14 protein-coding genes are annotated in these 15,394 nt (G+C 69.6%); 11 read left to right on the top strand and 3 right to left on the bottom strand.

What is annotated here, in order from left to right; genetic code table 11:
* Positions 1 to 27: 27 nt before the first annotated feature.
* Positions 28 to 2,013, bottom strand: coding sequence for a DNA topoisomerase IV subunit B (locus tag Tfont_RS03610; RefSeq protein WP_143968415.1), 1,986 nt, complete (start codon positions 2,011 to 2,013; stop codon positions 28 to 30).
* A gap of 468 nt (positions 2,014 to 2,481) precedes the next feature.
* Between Tfont_RS03610 and Tfont_RS03605 the strand changes: the two genes are divergently transcribed.
* The 5 genes from Tfont_RS03605 (at position 2,482) to bamC (ending at position 6,639) form a co-directional block, all read left to right on the top strand.
* Positions 2,482 to 3,714 carry an MFS transporter gene (locus Tfont_RS03605; RefSeq protein WP_068610806.1) on the top strand — a complete coding sequence of 411 codons (1,233 nt, stop codon included), beginning with the start codon at positions 2,482 to 2,484 and terminating at the stop codon, positions 3,712 to 3,714.
* Positions 3,715 to 3,782: 68 nt separating this feature from the next.
* Complete coding sequence (locus Tfont_RS14480) at positions 3,783 to 3,947, top strand: hypothetical protein (protein WP_185974469.1); 165 nt, start codon at positions 3,783 to 3,785, stop codon at positions 3,945 to 3,947.
* A 2-nt stretch (positions 3,948 to 3,949) separates the two neighbouring features.
* Complete coding sequence (locus tag Tfont_RS03600; protein ID WP_068610808.1) at positions 3,950 to 4,522, top strand: class I SAM-dependent methyltransferase; 573 nt, start codon at positions 3,950 to 3,952, stop codon at positions 4,520 to 4,522.
* Positions 4,523 to 4,592: 70 nt separating this feature from the next.
* Entirely contained in the window at positions 4,593 to 5,477 is an 885-nt protein-coding gene (dapA, locus tag Tfont_RS03595) for a 4-hydroxy-tetrahydrodipicolinate synthase (protein WP_068610810.1), read from the top strand.
* A gap of 34 nt (positions 5,478 to 5,511) precedes the next feature.
* A complete protein-coding gene (bamC, locus tag Tfont_RS03590; protein WP_068610811.1) occupies positions 5,512 to 6,639 on the top strand; it encodes an outer membrane protein assembly factor BamC in 1,128 nt (375 codons plus the stop codon).
* A gap of 43 nt (positions 6,640 to 6,682) precedes the next feature.
* Here the strand turns inward: bamC and ahpF are convergent, their stop codons facing one another.
* A complete protein-coding gene (ahpF, locus tag Tfont_RS03585) occupies positions 6,683 to 8,269 on the bottom strand; it encodes an alkyl hydroperoxide reductase subunit F (RefSeq protein WP_143968414.1) in 1,587 nt (528 codons plus the stop codon).
* Positions 8,270 to 8,399: 130 nt separating this feature from the next.
* On the bottom strand, positions 8,400 to 8,963 hold the full coding sequence (gene ahpC, locus Tfont_RS03580) for an alkyl hydroperoxide reductase subunit C (RefSeq protein ID WP_143968413.1): 564 nt from the start codon (positions 8,961 to 8,963) through the stop codon (positions 8,400 to 8,402).
* A gap of 269 nt (positions 8,964 to 9,232) precedes the next feature.
* Between ahpC and Tfont_RS03575 the strand changes: the two genes are divergently transcribed.
* From Tfont_RS03575 to Tfont_RS03550, 6 genes are all read left to right on the top strand, one after another.
* Positions 9,233 to 11,539: a TonB-dependent receptor gene (locus tag Tfont_RS03575; protein ID WP_143968412.1), complete on the top strand. Its 2,307-nt coding sequence runs from the start codon at positions 9,233 to 9,235 to the stop codon at positions 11,537 to 11,539.
* Between the two features lie 18 nt (positions 11,540 to 11,557).
* Positions 11,558 to 12,244: a Fe2+-dependent dioxygenase gene (locus tag Tfont_RS03570; protein WP_143968411.1), complete on the top strand. Its 687-nt coding sequence runs from the start codon at positions 11,558 to 11,560 to the stop codon at positions 12,242 to 12,244.
* Positions 12,241 to 13,311, top strand: coding sequence for an alpha-hydroxy acid oxidase (locus Tfont_RS03565; RefSeq protein ID WP_143968410.1), 1,071 nt, complete (start codon positions 12,241 to 12,243; stop codon positions 13,309 to 13,311). Before Tfont_RS03570 ends, Tfont_RS03565 begins: the two co-directional genes overlap by 4 nt.
* 502 nt (positions 13,312 to 13,813) lie before the next feature.
* Positions 13,814 to 14,185 (top strand): energy transducer TonB, encoded by a 372-nt coding sequence (locus Tfont_RS14660; protein ID WP_260682242.1) that lies wholly within the window; start codon positions 13,814 to 13,816, stop codon positions 14,183 to 14,185.
* A 6-nt stretch (positions 14,186 to 14,191) separates the two neighbouring features.
* Positions 14,192 to 14,941: a MotA/TolQ/ExbB proton channel family protein gene (locus Tfont_RS03555; RefSeq protein WP_068607415.1), complete on the top strand. Its 750-nt coding sequence runs from the start codon at positions 14,192 to 14,194 to the stop codon at positions 14,939 to 14,941.
* A 24-nt stretch (positions 14,942 to 14,965) separates the two neighbouring features.
* Positions 14,966 to 15,376, top strand: a complete 411-nt coding sequence (locus Tfont_RS03550) for an ExbD/TolR family protein (RefSeq protein WP_068607417.1) — start codon at positions 14,966 to 14,968, stop codon at positions 15,374 to 15,376.
* Positions 15,377 to 15,394: the final 18 nt, after the last annotated feature.

Below are 15,394 nucleotides of genomic sequence, written 5' to 3'. Positions count from 1 at the left end.
CCGATCTGGGATGGCTGGTGGGGTGGATCAGACGTCCACCTCCACCGCATCGCCCCACTGCTCCATCAGCTCGCGGCGGGCGGCGGCCTCGGCCTTGCCCATCAAGCGGTTCAGGCGCGCCGCGGTCGCCGCGGCATCCAGGCCCCCCAACGTCACGGGCTGCAGGCGGCGCGTGTCGGGGTTGAGCGTCGTGTCCCAGAGTTGTTCGGCGCTCATTTCGCCCAGGCCTTTGAAGCGGCTGATCTGGCACTTCTCCCGCGGCACCCCCTCCTTGGCGCATTTGTCCAGGATCGCCGCCAGTTCCCCCTCATCCAGCGCGTAGTGTTTGCTGGCGGGCTTTTTGCCGCGCGCGGGCACATCCACCCGGTACAGCGGGGGCCGCGCGACATAAACGTGTCCCGCCTCGATCAGGCGGGGAAAGTGCCGGAAAAACAGGGTCAGCAGCAACACCTGGATGTGCGAACCGTCCACGTCCGCATCACTCAGGATGCAAATCTTGCCGTAGCGCAGGCCGCTCAGGTCCACCGCATCGTCGGGGCCGTGGGGATCGACCCCGATGGCCACCGCGATGTCATGGATCTCGGCATTGGCAAACAGCCGGTCGCGCTCCACCTCCCAGGTGTTGAGCAGCTTGCCGCGCAGCGGCAGAACGGCCTGCGACGCCTTGTCGCGCCCCATCTTGGCGCTGCCGCCGGCGCTGTCGCCCTCGACCAAAAACAGCTCGTTGCGCGACAGGTCGCGGCTTTCGCAGTCGGTCAGCTTGCCGGGCAGCACCGCCACCCCGGAGCCTTTGCGCTTTTCCACCTTCTGCGCGGCCTTCTGGCGGCTTTGCGCGGCGCGAATGACCAGCTCCGCCAACCGCTTGCCGTGCTCGACGTGCTGGTGCAACCACAGCTCCAGCGCGGGGCGCACATAGGCCGCCACCATCCGCAGCGCATCGCGGGAGTTGAGCCGCTCCTTGATCTGGCCCTGGAATTGCGGGTCCAGCACCCGCGCGCTCAACACATAACTGGCGCGGGCAAACACATCCTCGGGCAGCAGCTTCACGCCCTTGGGACACAGGGCGTGCAGTTCGATGAAGCTGCGCACGGCCTGGAACAGCCCCTCGCGCAGGCCGCTGTCGTGCGTGCCCCCGGCCGGGGTGGGGATCAGGTTGACATAGCTCTCGCGCACCAGCGGCCCCTCCTCGGTGAAGGCCACCGCCCAGGCCGCACCCTCTCCCTCGGCAAAGCTCTCATGCCCCGCTTCGGCATACCCCTCACCCTCGAACAGCGGGATCAGCGGATCGGCCGCCAGCGTCTGCTGCAGGTAGTCGCTCAAGCCGCCCTTGTACTGCCAGGTCTGGGTCTCGCGCGTGCGCTCGTTGACCAGCGTCACGGTAACCCCCGGCATCAGCACCGCCTTGCTGCGCAGCAAATGCGTCAGCTCCCCCAGCGGCAGGGTGACCTGATCGAAGTAGCGCGCATCGGGCCAGACGCGCACCGTGGTCCCCTGGCGGCGCTCGCCGGCCTCGAGCGGCCGGCGCACCAGCGGCTCCACCACGTCACCGCCGGCAAACACCAGGCGCGCCACATGCCCTTCGCGGTGACTCGTCACCTCCAGCCGGCTGGCCAGCGCATTGGTCACGCTCACCCCCACGCCGTGCAGCCCGCCCGAAAAGCTGTACGCCCCGCCCTGCCCCTTGTCGAACTTGCCCCCCGCGTGCAGCCGGGTGAACACCAGCTCCAGCACCGGCGCCCCTTCCTCGGGGTGCAGGCCGTGGGGGATGCCGCGCCCGTCGTCTTCCACACTGACGGAGCCATCCGCATGCAGCGTCACACGGATGCGCCGGCCAAAACCCGCCAGCGCCTCGTCGGCGGCGTTGTCGATCACCTCCTGCACGATGTGCAGCGGATTGTCGGTGCGGGTGTACATGCCCGGGCGCTGCTTGACGGGCTCCAGCCCTTTGAGCACCCGGATCGAACTCTCGGCATAGCCGGGCGCAGCGCCCGGCACGGTGGTGGAGGCGGACATGGCGGCGGATTGTACGGACCCGCTCGCCCGGGCGAGCGCCCATTCCGGCGCGGCTCGGTCCCGGCCCCGCGGGGGGCTTGACAGCCCGGGGCGGTCTGTGTTTTGCACACACGGCGCCCGCCGCCGGACCGGCCTTGGCTGCGCGGCCACTCCCCGTGGTTGCGCTGCAGCGCACTCGGGAAATCATTCAAGCCATTGTTTTATTTGATGTTTTAAGGCTGATTAAAAATTGGGCAATCTGTTCAAGCCCTTGCCGGACGTGGCTTTGCCCCGCGTGATCACGCCTTACCCACAAAGTTATCCACAGCAACTTGGGACAAGGCCGAACACCCCCGGTGGTTCAAGGACTTGGGCCCTCCACCTCAGATTCGGTCTGCGCATGGCCGCGCAACCCGCCCCAACCCATCCGCCCCACCCGGCCATCGATGCCCCCGCGCGGGGAGCACGACCATCCGCTACAGTTCGCGGATGACCGCTGTCCGCCGACTCTCCGCCGCCCAGGTCCTGCTGTGCGGCGCCCTCATCGTGACCTTTTCCATGGGCATCCGCCACGGCTTTGGGCTGTGGCTGCAACCCATCACCCAGGCACAAGGCTGGACGCGCGAAACCTTTGCCTTCGCGATGGCGGTGCAAAACCTGGCCTGGGGGGTGTTCGGCATTTTTGCCGGCATGCTGGCAGACCGCTTTGGGGCCTACCGGGTGTTGCTGGGCGGCGCGCTGCTGTACGCAATGGGTCTGGCGGGCATGGCACTCGCCACCTCGACGCTGGTGTTTGCGTTGACCACCGGGGTGTTGATCGGTGCGGCCCAGGCGGGCACGACCTACGCCATCATTTACGGCGTCATCGGGCGCCAAATCCCGGCCGAGCGGCGCTCCTGGGCCATGGGGCTGGCGGCCGCAGCCGGGTCGTTCGGGCAGTTTTTGATGGTGCCGGTGGAAGGCTGGCTGATCGCCGCCTTCGGCTGGCAGGACGCGCTGCTGGTGCTCGCCGGCGCCGTGCTCGCGATCGGCCCCCTGGCCTGGGGCTTGCGGGAGCCGGACTTTGCCGGCGGGGCGCGCGGGGCCGCGCGCGAACAGACGATCGGCCAGGCGCTGCGCGAGGCCTTCGGCTACCGCAGCTTCCAGCTGTTGATGGCGGGCTATTTCGTCTGCGGCTTTCAGGTGGTGTTCATCGGGGTGCACATGCCCAGCTACCTAAAGGACCACGGCCTGTCGCCGCAGGTGGCGTCCACGGCACTGGCGCTGATCGGCCTGTTCAATGTGTTTGGCACCTATGCGGCGGGCGTGCTGGGGCAGCGGCTGGCCAAGCGCAAAATCCTCGCCGGCATCTATTTGATGCGCTCGATCGCGATCGCGCTGTTTCTGGCCGCGCCGCTAACGCCTTGGAGCGTGTACGCCTTCGCCGCCGCCATGGGGCTGCTGTGGCTGTCCACGGTACCGCCGACCAATGCCATCGTGGCGCAAATCTTTGGTGTCGCGCACCTGTCGATGCTCGGGGGCTTCGTGTTCTTCAGCCACCAGGTGGGCAGCTTCATGGGGGTGTGGCTGGGCGGCTTGCTCTACGACCGCACGGGCAGCTACGATATCGTGTGGTGGATCTCCATCGCGCTGGGTCTTTTTGCCGCCGTCGTCAACTGGCCCATCCAAGAGGCACCGATCCGCCGCGGGCCGGTGCGTATGACCGGGCCGGCCACTCCGTGACCGCTCGCGGCCCCAGCGCACCCAAGGCCTCCGCTCGACCGTTTTCACTTCAAGGACCCGCCCCTGCCATGTCCTTCGCTGCCCCGTCGCCCCAATCGCGTCCGGTCTTGCGCCCGGTCCTGCACCTGGCCGGCTGGGGGGTGGCCCTGGGCGCGTGTGCCGCGGTGTTCGCCTGGTACCTGGAGCCGGACTTTCTGCTCACGCTGGCGGATCGGCTCTGGAGTTGCTTTTGACCATGCCGCACGCCGACTTGCCCCCCTCACCCTGGATCACCCGCTTCGAGGCGCTGTTGCAGTCCCGCGCACCGGACGGGGGCCCACGGCGCGCTCTGGATCTGGCCTGCGGCCACGGGCGCCATGTGCGCTGGCTGGTCGCGCGGGGCTGGCACGTCACCGCGGTGGACCGCGACACGGCGGCATTGGCCTCACTCGCCGACCTGGGCGCGGCGCTGCGCCCGCTCGCCGCCGACCTGGAGGGCGCCCCCTGGCCCCTGGCGCAGGAGCGTTTTGACGCAGTGGTCGTGACCAACTACCTCTGGCGCCCCCTGCTGCCGCACATCGTGCAGGCGGTCGCACCCGGCGGCGTGCTGCTGTACGAGACCTTCGCCCAGGGCAACGAAACCGTCGGCAAGCCATCGCGTCCCGATTTTCTGCTGGCCCCGGGCGAACTGCTGCGCGCCTGTGCCGAGCTGCGCGTGATCGCCTACGAGGATGGCTTTCTGAGCCGGCCCGACCGCTTCGTGCAGCGCATCGCGGCCGTGCGCGAGGCACCGGCCGCGAACGCCGCGCCGCCGCGCTACCCGCTCTGACCCGGCGAGCACCGCCCGAGCCGCTGGTTAGAATGTCCGCTGGACCCAACACTGGATTTGCGCACACGCCATGAAGCCCATCACCGGCAGCATCGTCGCCCTCGTCACCCCCATGCATGAGGACGGCCGCGTCGACTACGACACCCTGCGCAAGCTCATCGACTGGCACATCGATCAGGGCACCGACTGCATCGGCGTGGTCGGCACCACCGGCGAGTCGCCCACGGTCAGCGTCGAGGAGCACTGCGAAATCATCCGCGTCGCCGTGGAGCAGGCCGCCGGGCGGCGGCCCATCATGGCCGGCTGCGGCGCCAATTCCACGCGCGAGGCGATCGCGCTGGCCGAGTTTGCCCGCCGGGTGGGCGCCGACTGCCAGTTGCAGGTCGTGCCCTACTACAACAAACCCACGCAGGAGGGCCTGTTCCAGCACTTCAAGGCGATTGCCGAGGCCACCGGCGACCTGCCCATCATCCTGTACAACGTGCCGGGCCGTACCGTGGCCGATCTGCAGCCCGAGACGGTGCTGCGCCTGGCCGAGGTGCCGGGCATCGTCGGCATCAAGGAGGCCACGGGCAACATCGAACGCGCCCAGTGGCTGATTCGGGAAAAGCCCGCCGACTTCGCCCTCTACTCGGGCGATGACGCCACGGCCGTGGCGCTGATGCTGTGCGGGGGCCAGGGCAACGTCAGCGTCACCGCCAACGTCGCCCCACGCCTCATGCACGAGCTGTGCATGGCCGCGATCGCGGGCGACGCCCGCACCGCCATGCGCATCCAGATGCAACTGCTGCCGCTGCACAAGCAGCTCTTCGTCGAGGCCAACCCCATCCCCGTCAAGTGGGCCATGGCGCGCATGGGCCTGTGCGGCCCGACACTGCGCCTGCCGATGACGCCGCTGTCGGCCCCGCACCAGCCCGCCGTCGAGGCGGCTTTGCGCGCCGCCGGTCTGATCTGACGAACACGCCCCATCGCACGCCAAGGGAATCGACATGCCCGCATCCCACCGCCCCCGCCCCTCCACCGCGTGGCGGCTCGCGCCCCTGGCCCTGGCGGCGCTGCTCGCCAGCGGCTGCTCGGTGCTGGAGGAAGACCGCATCGACTACAAGAGCGCCAAACAGATCAACCGCCTGGAAGTCCCGCCGGACCTGACGCAACTGGCGCGCGATTCGCGCTATGCGCTGCCCGGGGCGTCGGTCACCGCGTCGGGCTATGAGGCCACGGCCGCCGCCCGACCCACCGGCACCGCCGCCCCCGCGCAAATCGGCGATGTCCGCATCGAACGGGCGGGCAACCAACGCTGGCTGGTCGTGGACCGCGCGCCCGACGACCTGTGGCCTGCGCTGCGCGACTTCTGGCAGGAAAACGGCTTTCTGCTCACGCTGGACCAGCCGCAACTGGGCCTGATGGAGACGGACTGGGCCGAAAACCGCGCCAAGATCCCGCAGGACATCATCCGCTCGACCATCGGCAAGCTGTTCGACAACCTGTACTCGACCGGGGAGCGCGACAAATTCCGCACCCGCGTGGAGCGCAACGCCGCAGGCGGCAGCGAAATCTTCATCAGCCACCGCGGCATGGTCGAGGTCTACACCACCGAGCGCAAAGACAACACCGTCTGGCAGACCCGCCCCGCCGACCCGGAGCTGGAGGCCGAGTTTCTGCGCCGCCTGATGGTCAAGCTGGGCGTGAGCCAGGAGCAGTCCAAGGCCGCCGTCGCGGCGGGCGCGCGGCCGGTGATCGCGCGCATCGAAACGGTCGATGGCCAGCCGACGGTCGTCATCGACGAAAACTTCGACCGGGCCTGGCGCCGCGTGGGGCTGGCGCTGGACCGCAGCGGCTTCACCGTGGAAGACCGCAACCGCGCCGAGGGGACATACTTCGTGCGCTATGTGCCGCCGGACGAGAATCCGCAGACGCAAGAGCGCGGCTTCCTGGGCCGCATCACCGGCTGGTTTGGCAGTTCCAGCGCGGCGCAAAGCGGGCCGACGCGCTACCGCATCCGCGTCACCGCCACCGGCGAGCGTGCCACGGTGGTCGTGCTGGACAGCAACGGCCAGCCGGACCGCTCTGCCACCGCGCAGCGCATCGCGCAGCTCATCGCCAACGACATGAAGTGAAACGGGCGGCGCCAAGCGCCGCCCGCATGTGGGTTCTGGCCCATCAGACCGCCGCGGGCTCCGCCTGCGGCGCCGGGGTGCGGATCAGGTAATCGAAGGCGGACAGCGCTGCCTTGGCCCCTTCGCCCGCCGCGATGACGATTTGCTTGTACGGCACCGTCGTGCAGTCGCCCGCGGCAAACACGCCGGGCACATTGGTGTGACCCTTGGCGTCGACCACGATTTCGCCAAAGCGGTTGCGCTCGACCACGCCGTCCAGCCACTCGGTGTTGGGCACCAACCCGATCTGCACGAACACACCCTCCAGCGCCAGGGACTGCTCCGCCCCGCTGGCGCGGTCGCGCCAGCGCAGGCCGGTCACCTTCTGGCCATCGCCTTCCACCGCCAGGGTCTGGGCCTGGGTCAGCACGGTCACATTGGGCAGGCTCTTGAGCTTGCTGACCAGCACCGCGTCGGCCTTGAGCTGATCGGCAAACTCCAACAGCGTCACATGCGCGACGATGCCGGCCAGGTCGATCGCCGCCTCGACGCCGGAATTGCCACCGCCGATCACCGCCACGCGCTTGCCCTTGAACAGCGGGCCGTCGCAGTGCGGGCAATAGGCCACGCCGCGGTTTTTGTACTCGGCTTCGCCGGGCACGTTCAGGTTGCGCCAGCGCGCACCCGTGGCCAGGATCACGCTGCGGGCGCGCAGCTCGGCCCCGTTGGCCAGTTGCACCCCGACGTAGCCGCCCACCGCTTCGGCGGGCAACAGCGCCGCGACCGGCTGGCCGTTCATCAGGTCCACCTCGTAGTGGCGCACCTGCGCTTCCAGCGCGGCGGCAAACTTCGGGCCGTCGGTTTCCAGGACCGAGATGTAGTTCTCGATCGCCAGCGTGTCGTTCACCTGCCCGCCGAAGCGCTCGGCCACGATGCCCGTGCGAATGCCCTTGCGCGCGGCGTAGACAGCGGCGGCGGCACCGGCCGGGCCACCCCCGACGATCAGCACGTCGAATGGATCTTTGGCCGACAACTGGGCCGCGGCGCGCGCCGCCGAGCCCGTGTCGAGCTTGGCGACGATCTCCTCCAGCGACGTGCGGCCGGAGACGAACACCTCGCCGTTGAGCAAGACCAGCGGCACGGCCATCACGTTGCGCTGCTCGACTTCGGCCTGGAACAGGGCGCCGTCGATGACGGTGGTGTGCACGCGGGGGTTGAGGATGGCCATCAGGCTGAGCGCCTGCACCACGTCCGGGCAGTTGTGGCACGACAGCGACATGTAGACCTCGAAGCGGTACTCCCCGTCGAGGGCGCGCACCTGGTCCAGCACCTCGGGCGCGACCTTGGGCGGGTGCCCGCCGGTCCACAGCAATGCCAGCACCAGCGAGGTGAATTCATGCCCCAGCGGGATGGCGGCAAAGGTCAGGTCCTGCGCGCCATCCGGCCGGCGGATGGCAAAGGACGGACGGCGCGCATCGGTGCCGTCGGTGCGCACGGTGATCTTGCCGTCGGACAGCCGGGCGATGGTGCGCAGCAGTTGCTCCAGCTCACGGGCGCTGGCCGAGTCATCGAGCGAGGCCACCAGCTCGAACGGCTGGCTGACACGCGTCAGATAGGCCTGAAGTTGGGATTGCAGTTGATCGTCGAGCATGGGGTTCTCCGGGAATGGACGGGATGACTGGGGCAGCGTCCGACCGTCCGGCCCAAGCCCATGGGCGCCAGGGGCCGACGGGCGGTCCGGCGGGGAAGCCGGACCGCAGGGACGGTTCAGACCGTCGGGATCAGATCTTGCCGACCAGATCCAGCGACGGGGCGATGGTCTTGGCGCCCTCGTTCCACTTGGCCGGGCAGACTTCGCCCGGGTGCTCGGCCACGTACTTGGCGGCCTTGAGCTTGCGCAGCGTTTCCTTGACGTCGCGCGCGATGGCGTTGTCGTGGATCTCGGCGGTCTTGATCACCCCCTCCGGGTTGATCACGAAGGTGCCGCGCAGGGCCAGGCCTTCTTCCTCGATGTGCACGCCGAAAGCGCGGGTCAGTTGGTGCGTGGGGTCGCCCACCAGCGGGAACTTGGCCTTGCCCACGGCCGGGCTGATCTCGTGCCACACCTTGTGCGAGAAGTGGGTGTCCGTGGTCACGATGTAGACCTCGGCGCCCAGCTTCTGGAACTCGGCGTAGTTGTCGGCGGCGTCTTCCACCTCGGTCGGGCAGTTGAAGGTGAAGGCCGCCGGCATGAAGATCAGGACCGACCACTTGCCCTTGAGGGACTGCTCGGTGACTTCGATGAACTTGCCGTTGTGGAAGGCCTGGGCCTTGAACGCGGGGACTTGGGTGTTGATCAGCGACATGCTGCTTTCCTTTCGTGGTTGAAAAACGGATTCGACCGGAGCCGGCGGGGACCGCCTGCGCGGGTGGCTCGGCTCCGTGAAAACGAGCATATCATAGTTCATGACAATCGTTTTACACGATTGATAGTGTTTATTCGTTGGATAGTTACTTTTGTTTTTGTTATTACGAATCGTTCTCATTTGCGTATAATGTGTTGCGTCGCTTGCGGCACCTTTCCACCGCCATCCCTTCCACGCTTGCGCATCACACGCTCCGTCGTTTGACCACCATGCCACGCTCCCGCCCCACTTACCCTACACACCCCTCGCTCGCTCCCCGCCGCGCCACCCCGCCCACCCCTGCGCGCAGCACGGCCGCGCTGCCGCTGGGCGCGCTGCTGCTCGCCAGCGGTCTGCAGGCCGCCGCCCAGACCGCCATGCCCGCCAGCGAAGGCGTGGCCGGCAGCCTGGACACCGTCACCGTGCGCGATGCGGGCGACCCGGCCGAAATCCGCGCCAAAAGCACCCTGCGCGCCACCGACACCCGGCTGGGCAAAGGCCAGCAAGCCCTGCGCGACATCCCCCAGCATGTGACGGTGATGACCGAGCAACTGCTGGACGACCGCAACCTCGACGACTTTCGCGAGGTGCTCAAGGCGACCGCCGGCGTGACCTTCCTGGCCGGCGAAACCGGAGAGGAGGATGTGCGCCTGCGCGGCTTCTCGCTCGGACAAGCGGGCGACATCTACCGCGACGGCCTGCGCGAGGGCCAGCTCATCACCCGCGACACCTTCGCGACCGAACGGGTCGAGGTACTCAAAGGGTCGGCGTCGATGCTGTTCGGCAAGGGCTCGACCGGCGGCGTGGTCAACCAGGTCACCAAGCAGCCGTTCCTGATGGACCGGTACGAGGCGGAACTCACGCTCGGCAGCGGCGGCCACCGCCGCGTACAGGCCGATCTGAACCGGCCCCTCGGCCCCGACAGCGCGGTGCGCCTGAATGCCATGGCCCAAAACAGCGACAACTGGGGGGCGAAGGACGACCGCCGCGGCCTTGCCGCCAGTTGGCGCACCGGCATCGGCGGACGCGACGAGTTCCAGATCGACCTGTACCACCTGCAGACCGAGGGCCGCCCCAACTACAACCACCCCTGGTTGTTGACGGGCAGCGCCACCGACCCCACCCGAACCATCGTGCCGGTGCTGCCCGCCAAAAACTACTATGGATTGGCCAGTGATTACCAAACTACCGAACAAACGGCGCTCACCCTGACCCACACCCACCGCTTCGGCCCGCAGGAGGAGCTGCGCACCACCGTGCGCCATGGCCGCTACGAGCGCGACCTGTGGGTGAGCGCCATCGCCTTCGCCCCCGCCGCGCAGCAGCCAGGGGGACAGGCGGTTTCGCTCGCCAACCCGCCCACGGACGCCACGCGGCTCAACCGCAATCCCAAAGGGCGCTATGGCCAAAGCGACATCACCCAGATCCAAAGCGACTACAGCCACCGCTTCCAGGCTGGGGGGCTGGCCCATCACCTGACGGCGGGGGTCGATCTGACCGTCGAGGATGCGCGGCGCAACAACAGCTTTGGCGGCGCCGCCTCCGGCCTGGGCACCACGGTGGGCACACCCAACGACGGCGCCTGGCGGGCCGACACCCGGGGTGCGCCCCCGCTCAACACCTTCGACGCCGACAGCCTGGGTCTGTATGTCCAGGATGTGGTGGCCTTGACGCCGCACTGGAAGCTGGTGGGCGGGCTGCGCTTCGACCGCTTCCGCGCGACCTACCGCGACACCGCGGGCAACACCGGATCGGTCACCGAAAACCTGTGGAGCCCGCGCATCGGCGCGCTGTACCAACCGAGCGAGACGGCGTCCTACTACGTGTCGCTGGGCCAGTCGTACAACACCTCGGGGGACACCTACCAGTTTGCCCTGGGCACCTTCGCCCCCGGTGGCAGCAACGCCAAGCTGGCCAACACCCCGCCCGAAAAGAGCCGCAACGCCGAAATCGGCGCCAAGTGGGAGCTCTTCCAGCAGCGCGCCAGCCTGGGCGTCGCGCTGTTCCGCGCGGAAAAATTCAACGAGCGCAACACCGACCCCGACAGCGCCGCCCAGCAAATGCTGCTGTCGGGCAAACGCCACGCCACCGGGGTGGAAATCAGCGCGGCGGGGCGCCTGACCCCGAATTGGGAGGTGTTTTACAACCACACCTGGATTCCGAGCGCGCGCATCGACCGCAGCAACCAGGCCTTGTCGGCCAACGGCACCGGCGCCCAGGTCGAGGGCGACCGCCCCGCCCTCACCCCCCGTCACAGCCTGAGCGCCTGGACCACCTATCGCCTCGCCCCCCAATGGCGCGTCGGCATCGGGTGGACGCACCGGGGCGCCCAAAACCCCGAGGGCCAGCGCACCTATGTGGCGCCGTCGTTCACCGTCTGGGACGGCATGGTGGAGTACACGGTCGACGAGCGGACCACGGTCAAGCTCAACGTCACCAACCTGACCGACAAGCGGTATGCCGATGCGCTGTACCGCGGGTTCTACACCCCCGGGGCGCCGCGCAAGGTCATGTTGAGCGTCAAAACGGTGTTCTGAGTCCGCAGGAGCCCTGCCATGCTGCTGCACCTGAAGGGTGTGCTGACGCCCGAGGAGCTGGCCACCGCGCGCGGGCTGCTGGCCGACGAAGCCCTCTGGCTCGACGGCCGCACCAGCGCCGGCGCCCAGGCCTCGGCGGTCAAACGCAACGAGCAACTGGCGCAGGACAGCGAGGCCGCCCGCCGTCTGCAGGCCCTGGTGCGGGCGGCGGTCGGGCGCGATCCGCTGTTCTTCTCGGCGGCGCTGCCGCGGCGCCTGTACAACCCGCTGTTCAACCGCTACCGCCCCGAGGCCCCCGCCTACGGCCCCCATGTGGACGGCGCGGTACTGCACTCGCATGCCGACGACACCTGGGTGCGGACCGACCTGTCGTGCACGCTGTTCCTCAGCGATCCGCAGGACTACGACGGGGGAGAGCTGACCATCCACGATACCTACGGGACGCAACGCATCAAGCTCCCGGCCGGCGACGCCGTGCTCTACCCCAGCACCAGCGTGCACGAGGTGACGCCAGTGACGCGCGGCGCACGCCTGGCCAGTTTTTTCTGGATCGAGAGCATGGTGCGCAGCGACGAACAACGCCGTTTGCTCTTCGAGCTGGACATGAACCTGCTGCGGCTGCGCCAGCAGTTGGGCGAAACGCGCGAGACCCTGGCGCTCAGCGGGGTCTACCACAACCTGCTGCGACTCTGGGCCACGCCATGACCGCCCGTGCCTACGACACCACACCCGCCGCGCCGCTGGCAGCGTCCGCCATCCGTGCCTACTTCGAGGGCGGGGCGGGCGACGAGGTGACGCTGCGCGCCAACGTCGCGGCCTGGCGCGCCATCGGCCTGCGTCCGCGGGTGCTCGCCACCCCCCGGCAGGTGGACACCCAGGTCACGCTGCTGGGCCGGCGCTGGCCAACCCCCTGGCTGGCCGCGCCCATGGCCCACCTGGCGCTGGCCCATCCGGATGCCGAACGGGGCCTGGCCCTCGCCTGCGCCGCCCAAGGGGCGGGGCTGGTGCTGTCCACCCAGGCGAGCACGGCGCTGGAATCGGTGGCGCGGGCGGTGTTGCCCGAGCCGCAGCGCGGGCCCCTGTGGTTCCAGCTCTACCCGTACGGCGAACGGGACGACTGGCTGCGCCTCGTGCAACGGGCCCACCGCGCGGGCTACGAGGCGGTCGTACTCACCGTGGACGCCCCGGTGCAGTGGGCGGGCGAGCGCGAGCGCGCCAGCGGCTTTGCGCTGCCCGCGGACTGGCCGCAACCCAACCTACCTGCCCGTCCCGAAACCGGCACGCTGGAGGCCCTGCTGGCGCGTGCGCCCGACTGGGACGACGTCGCCTGGCTGCGGTCGCACAGCCCGCTCCCACTGCTGCTCAAGGGCATCACCCACCCGGCCGACGCGGACCGCGCAGCCGATCTGTGCGACGGACTCATCGTGTCCAACCACGGCGGGCGCGTGCTCGACGGCCTGCCCCCGACCGCCGCGCTGCTACCGGCCGTGGTGAAGGCCGTGCAGGGCCGCTGCCCCGTGCTGGTCGATGGCGGCCTGCGCCGGGCGACGGATGGGCTGAAGGCCCTCGCCCTGGGCGCCAACGCCGTGCTGCTCGGCCGGCCGCTGGTGGCCGCCCTGGCCCAGGGTGGCGCCCCTGGCGTGGCCGCCTTGTGGCGGCGTTGGCACGACGAGCTGCGCGGCGCCATGGCGCTGTGCGGGGCCGCGACCATCGACGCACTGACGCCGGCCCTGCTGTGCCACGGCGCTTTCCACCCGCTGGAGTGTCTATGATCCCGATTGCGGTCCTCTTGGCCAGCCTCGTCCTCGTGCTGCTGGCGACGACATGGATTCTGAAGGCATGATGCGCGCCGCATTCGTCCCCCCAGCCCCTGCGCCGGCCCCGCCACCGCCGGGCCGCGCGACGATCCACCGTGCCCGGCTGCCGGGCACGGTGGCGGGGGTGCTGGCCGCGCATGCCGCTGCCTTGTGGGCCTTGCACGGCGCCTGGAGCGCACGCTCCCCGTCCCCGCCCGCGCCCGCGGTGGTGCAGGCCACTCTGCTGCCCGCGTTTTCTGCTGCGCCCCCCGCACCGCCAGCCGCCACAGTCGGGACCCCCGCTCCGCCGCAGGCGCAGCGGCCCCGCCCCGCAGCCGCCACGCGCCCGCCGATCGCGCCAGCCCCTGCGCCCAGCGCAATGCCTGCACCGAACGCGCCGCCGCCATCCGTTGTGCCGGCAGCATCCCCGCCCGGGCCGGCCGATCCGGCGCCCGCTGCGGCCGCCGCCCTTTCCAGCGTGGCACCGGTGCCGTCCGCCGGTCCCGCGTCCACCGCGCCGGCAACCGACGGGTCAACGGCCCCGGCGGCCGCTGCCCCCCCTGCCCGGATCGATCTGCCCTCGGCCAGCGCGGCCTACCTGAGCAATCCGCCCCCACCCTATCCGCCGCTGAGCCGGCGCCTGGGCGAACAGGGCAAGGTGGTCGTGCGCGTGCGCATCGAAGCCGACGGCACGGCATCGGCCGCCGAGGTCCGCACCTCCAGCGGCTTCGAGCGGCTGGACCAGGCCGCGCTGCAAACCGTCCTGCGCTGGAAGTATGTCCCCGGCAAACGCAACGGCGTGCCGGAAGCCATGTGGTATCTGATCCCGATTCAATTCGTCCTGGAGTGACCCCCGATGGAAACCAACCCCACCCCCGCCGCCTTTGGCCTGGCCCACCTGTGGGCCCAGGGCGATGGCGTCATCCGCACCATTGCGGTGCTGCTGTTGCTGATGTCCGTGGCCTCCTGGGTGGTCATCGTGCTCAAGGCGCTGGATCTGCGCCGGCACCGCGCGCAGGCCCGGCAGGTCGAGGCCTTCTGGCACAGCCGCGACTTCGCCGACGGGCTGGCCCGGCTGGGCGATGGCGGCGACAACCCGTTTTATCTGCTGGCCACGCAGGGCCGTGAGGCGGCAGCGCACATCCGCGGGCTGGACGGCGAGCGCGCCCCGCAACTGCACGACGGCTTCGACGTCAGCGAGTGGGTCACGCGCGCCCTGCGCCACGCCATCGACGACTTCGTCGCCCGGCTGCAGGCGGGCCTGTGGATTCTGGCGTCGGTGGGCTCGACCGCCCCGTTCGTGGGGCTGTTCGGGACCGTCTGGGGCATCTACCACGCGTTGATCGGCATCGGCACCAGCGGCTCGGCGGCCCTGGACCAGGTGGCCGGCCCCATCGGCGAGGCGCTTATCATGACCGCGCTGGGCCTGGCCGTGGCCATCCCCGCCGTGCTCGGCTACAACGCGCTCGTGCGCGGCCACAAGGCCTTGGTGCACCGGGTCAACCGCTTCGCGCATGAGCTGCACGCCTACTTCGTGACGGGGGCGCGGGTCGGGGGCGCGGCGGACGATGGCAAGGTGCGCCCCCTGCGCAGCGACGGCCGCTGACCGCCCCCACGACGGAGACCGACCATGGCGTTTTCGATCAACGACCCGGACGACGGCGAGCTGCTCAGCGAAATCAACATGATTCCGCTGATCGATGTGATGCTGGTGCTGCTGATCGTGTTTCTGATCACGATCCCGGTGATGAAGCATGCGGTACAGGTGGACCTGCCGAAAGCGGCGGCGCAGCAGCAGGCCCCGGTCCCCGAAGCCGTGAGGCTGACCATCGACGCCGACGGCCGCTACCTGTGGAACGATGCGCCGGTGAGCGACGCGGAACTGGCGACGCGGCTGGCCGAAGCCGCCGCCCAGGACCCGCAGCCCCCGCTGCAACTGCACGGGGACCGCGCGGTGCGCTACGAGCGGGTGGCGCAGGCGCTGGCAGCGGCCCAGCGCGCCGGGCTGCACAGCATTGGCTTCGTCACCGAGCAGCCGTGAACGCGGCGCCCGCCGCGC

This window comes from Tepidimonas fonticaldi (assembly GCF_007556755.1).
GTDB classification, from domain to species: domain Bacteria; phylum Pseudomonadota; class Gammaproteobacteria; order Burkholderiales; family Burkholderiaceae_C; genus Tepidimonas; species Tepidimonas fonticaldi.
Note: the sequence above shows the minus strand (reverse complement) of the source record. Positions and strands in the feature narration are given on the sequence as shown.

What these genes read in the sequence shown, in the direction of transcription:
- Tfont_RS03610 (WP_143968415.1), bottom strand. Translation starts at nt 2,013, where the DNA reads ATGTCCGCCTCCACCACCGTGCCGGGCGCTGCGCCCGGCTATGCCGAG.
- Tfont_RS03605 (WP_068610806.1), top strand. Translation starts at nt 2,482, where the DNA reads ATGACCGCTGTCCGCCGACTCTCCGCCGCCCAGGTCCTGCTGTGCGGC.
- Tfont_RS14480 (WP_185974469.1), top strand. Translation starts at nt 3,783, where the DNA reads ATGTCCTTCGCTGCCCCGTCGCCCCAATCGCGTCCGGTCTTGCGCCCG.
- Tfont_RS03600 (WP_068610808.1), top strand. Translation starts at nt 3,950, where the DNA reads ATGCCGCACGCCGACTTGCCCCCCTCACCCTGGATCACCCGCTTCGAG.
- dapA (WP_068610810.1), top strand. Translation starts at nt 4,593, where the DNA reads ATGAAGCCCATCACCGGCAGCATCGTCGCCCTCGTCACCCCCATGCAT.
- bamC (WP_068610811.1), top strand. Translation starts at nt 5,512, where the DNA reads ATGCCCGCATCCCACCGCCCCCGCCCCTCCACCGCGTGGCGGCTCGCG.
- ahpF (WP_143968414.1), bottom strand. Translation starts at nt 8,269, where the DNA reads ATGCTCGACGATCAACTGCAATCCCAACTTCAGGCCTATCTGACGCGT.
- ahpC (WP_143968413.1), bottom strand. Translation starts at nt 8,963, where the DNA reads ATGTCGCTGATCAACACCCAAGTCCCCGCGTTCAAGGCCCAGGCCTTC.
- Tfont_RS03575 (WP_143968412.1), top strand. Translation starts at nt 9,233, where the DNA reads ATGCCACGCTCCCGCCCCACTTACCCTACACACCCCTCGCTCGCTCCC.
- Tfont_RS03570 (WP_143968411.1), top strand. Translation starts at nt 11,558, where the DNA reads ATGCTGCTGCACCTGAAGGGTGTGCTGACGCCCGAGGAGCTGGCCACC.
- Tfont_RS03565 (WP_143968410.1), top strand. Translation starts at nt 12,241, where the DNA reads ATGACCGCCCGTGCCTACGACACCACACCCGCCGCGCCGCTGGCAGCG.
- Tfont_RS03555 (WP_068607415.1), top strand. Translation starts at nt 14,192, where the DNA reads ATGGAAACCAACCCCACCCCCGCCGCCTTTGGCCTGGCCCACCTGTGG.
- Tfont_RS03550 (WP_068607417.1), top strand. Translation starts at nt 14,966, where the DNA reads ATGGCGTTTTCGATCAACGACCCGGACGACGGCGAGCTGCTCAGCGAA.